This is a genomic window from Lentzea sp. NPDC003310 (assembly GCF_040610935.1).
Classification (GTDB): Bacteria; Actinomycetota; Actinomycetes; order Mycobacteriales; family Pseudonocardiaceae; genus Lentzea.
Genome location: NZ_JBEXNC010000065.1, coordinates 1 through 1,187 on the forward strand (window position 1 = coordinate 1; position 1,187 = coordinate 1,187).

General features: G+C 27.0%; 2 protein-coding genes. Both read left to right on the forward strand.

Translation table 11 applies throughout. The features are described from left to right. Positions 1 to 400: AAA family ATPase (locus ABZX02_RS43955; RefSeq protein ID WP_355307972.1), on the forward strand; the 400-nt coding region annotated here is incomplete at its 5' end. A 7-nt stretch (positions 401 to 407) separates the two neighbouring features. After that, positions 408 to 1,169 (forward strand): ABC transporter permease, encoded by a 762-nt coding sequence (locus ABZX02_RS43960; protein WP_002456275.1) that lies wholly within the window; start codon positions 408 to 410, stop codon positions 1,167 to 1,169. The last annotated feature ends 18 nt before the right edge of the window (positions 1,170 to 1,187 follow it).

Genomic DNA, 1,187 nt, shown 5'->3' on the forward strand with positions numbered 1-1,187 from the left:
GAATAGTACAAATCCCATTAATCAAATCACAGATGAGTTAAAAATGAACAAATATATACATAATAAAGTCAAAACCTATTCTTTAGGTATGAAACAAAAATTAGGTATTGCCATAGCTTTTTTAAATAGTCCAAAACTAATAATCTTAGATGAACCCATGAATGGTTTAGATCCTAAAGCTGTTCGAGATGTTCGTCAATTGATCTTAAGTAAAGCAAAAGGAGGTAGTACTTTTTTAATATCAAGTCATATTTTAAGTGAGTTAGTTAAAATTACTGATTCTACGCTTATTATTGATAAAGGAAAGATTATAAAAGAAGTTACGCGAGAAAATTTAGAACAAAATGAAGAACAAGATTTAGAAAATGTATTGCTTGATATTATAGATAAGGAGGAATGAAGCAATTATGATTAATTCAATTAAACAAGAAAACTTTAAATTACTCAAAAAAAGATCAACATTCATCATACCACTTATCATTATTGTATTAATGACACTTCAAGCTTTACTTCTTAAAAACTACGTACCACCTAAAGTCTTACTAGAGTCTAACTTTGGCGGTGCTTTTTGGGTCACACTTTTATTAATCATTCAATCTAGTACTATTATTACAATGGAATTTCATTATGGAACCATCAAAAATATACTGTATCGTAACGCCTCTCGTAAAAATATTATATTAAGTAAAATATTAATTTTAGCTATATATTCTTTTATATATTTTGCGATTACAGTTGTATTTTCTTTAATTTTATGCGCCATTTTCTATCATGATATTAGTATATTTTCTAATATCGGAAATGAATTATCATTATTTAATCAAATGCTATTAGGAACGTTGGGATGTTATATTGGTACTTGGTTAGTGTTGAGTATTACTTTGTTAATATCTTGTGCAATGAATAGATCAGAAATTTCTATCGCTGTAGGTATAGTATTTTTCTTGATCACTTCTTTGCTCTCTTCTATATTAGCTATGGCTATAGATAGATGGCCATGGTTAAAATGGGGACCTATAAATATGATGAATATTACTTCACAAATAAGTGATCATTCACTTAAAGCAACTACAAAACTAGAGTTACATGAACTAGTTCTAGGCAATATATTTTATATAATTATTTTCTTAATGCTAGTAGTTTTTGTTTTTAAAAAGAAAAACGTTTAGTAATTGGCATTACATTAT

What these genes read in the sequence shown, in the direction of transcription:
- ABZX02_RS43960 (WP_002456275.1), top strand. Translation starts at nt 408, where the DNA reads ATGATTAATTCAATTAAACAAGAAAACTTTAAATTACTCAAAAAAAGA.